Source organism: Bacteroidota bacterium (assembly GCA_034723125.1).
Taxonomy (GTDB): Bacteria; Bacteroidota; Bacteroidia; order CAILMK01; family JAAYUY01; genus JAYEOP01.
This window is the reverse complement of record JAYEOP010000555.1, coordinates 1-1,640: the sequence shown is the minus strand read 5'-3', so window position 1 is coordinate 1,640 and position 1,640 is coordinate 1. Positions and strand designations below refer to the sequence as shown.

2 protein-coding genes are annotated in these 1,640 nt (G+C 26.6%); both read right to left on the bottom strand.

The window, feature by feature from the left end:
* Positions 1 to 299: 299 nt before the first annotated feature.
* Positions 300 to 1,436, bottom strand: a complete 1,137-nt coding sequence (locus tag U9R42_14180) for a glycosyltransferase (GenBank protein ID MEA3497171.1) — start codon at positions 1,434 to 1,436, stop codon at positions 300 to 302.
* A partial coding sequence (locus U9R42_14175) for a hypothetical protein (protein ID MEA3497170.1) occupies positions 1,433 to 1,640 on the bottom strand: 208 nt, incomplete at its 5' end. The genes U9R42_14180 and U9R42_14175, both read right to left, overlap by 4 nt.

Here is a 1,640-nt window from a genome sequence, read left to right as displayed (position 1 = left end):
AAGTGATAGTAATATAAATTTATTTTTCATGTTTTCTAAGATTTTATTGTTTTTATTAAAATATTAATTTTTTCAAAGATAGGATTAAATTGTAATACTTACTAATACTTTTTTCTATTTGTTAAAGAGGTAAATACAGAATTGAACAAGTTGGTGTTTTTGGCAAATCAGGATTAGCATATATCACTATTTATAATTTAATATATTATATAGGCATTTTTCAGCTTTGTTAACATTAATTTTTTTTCTTTTAGCATAATCAACTGAGAAAACTTATTGGAAATTCAAATAAATCTTTTTCAGTTCAATTTAATATCCCTTCCCTTCCAATTATATTTGCCCCTATTTGCAAAAAAGGCAATAAAAACTACATAGAATACGTAAAGCAAAGAAGCCGGGAGATAGGTAAGTATGTATTTTAATTTACCGAAATAATTTGCCAGAATGATTACAAAAATCATTTCAAAGAAAAATTTTATAGCAAAAGAAAAAACAAATAAGTATAAAAACTTTTCATTAAAAATTCCAATTATCCCTGTTGATAAAATTAAAAAATGAAAAAGCCATACTAAAATTATCATGATTGATTCTGAAATATTTTTGTATTTGCTACTTTTTGATACCCATCTTTTCCTTTGTTGAAAAAAATCATTTATTCCTACTTTTGCTTTTGTGTAAACAATCGCATTTTTGTTTTTGAGAAATTTAATTTTCGAAGGATGTTTCTTTGCAATTTTATGCATTAAAAATTCATCATCCCCAGAAGCAATATTTTCAAAACCCTCATAACCATTTACTTCATAAAATATTTCTTTCTTAAAACCAAGATTAGCACCATTGCACATATTTGGCATTCCGTTTTTAATTGATGCAGCACCTATCCCAATAAGTGATATAAACTCAAGGCTTTGCATTTTTTCAAAAAAGTTTTTTTCTTCATGAAAACAAACAGATGCTGAAATAAAATATGGATTATTAATTTTTATAAATGATGCTACTGTTGAAAGCCATTTTTTACCTCTTCTGCAATCTGCATCTGTTGTTAATATCCATTCTCCTTTACTTTTCTCAATTCCTATTTTAATTGCTCTTTTTTTATGCGATTTAATATCTGCGTCCTCTTTTAACCTGATGATACTAAGAGAAAAACCTTTTTGCAATTGAAGATTCTCAACAATTTGTAGTGTATCGTCTGTTGATGCATCATCAAGCAAGATGACTTCAAACTTTTCAAAAGGATAATCCTGATTAGCAATATCTTTTATAGTATTTTCAATATTTTCTTCTTCGTTTCTTGCAGGAATAATTATTGACAAAAATGGCAATTCTCTAATTTCTTTAACTTTAAATTCCTTAGTTCGTAGCCATCCAAAAATATAAGAATCAACAAGAACAAGGTACAAAAAACATAATATTATTGTTAAAACAGCCATCATTTTTTTTCTTGATTATTTCTTTTCAAAGTAAGAATAAATATCCCTCCAAAGATAGTTGGAATAATAATATTTATGAGCCACAATAAATATGCAGCAGCAAGCAATGCCGCAAAATTTAAACTGAATTTTTCAAAAACAAAAATAACGACAGCCCCTCTAATTCCAATTTCTGTAAAAGTTACAGCAGGCAAAACCGACTGAATT

Excerpts from the sequence above, each read along its gene's own strand:
- U9R42_14180 (MEA3497171.1), bottom strand. The coding sequence starts at position 1,436 with ATGATGGCTGTTTTAACAATAATATTATGTTTTTTGTACCTTGTTCTT.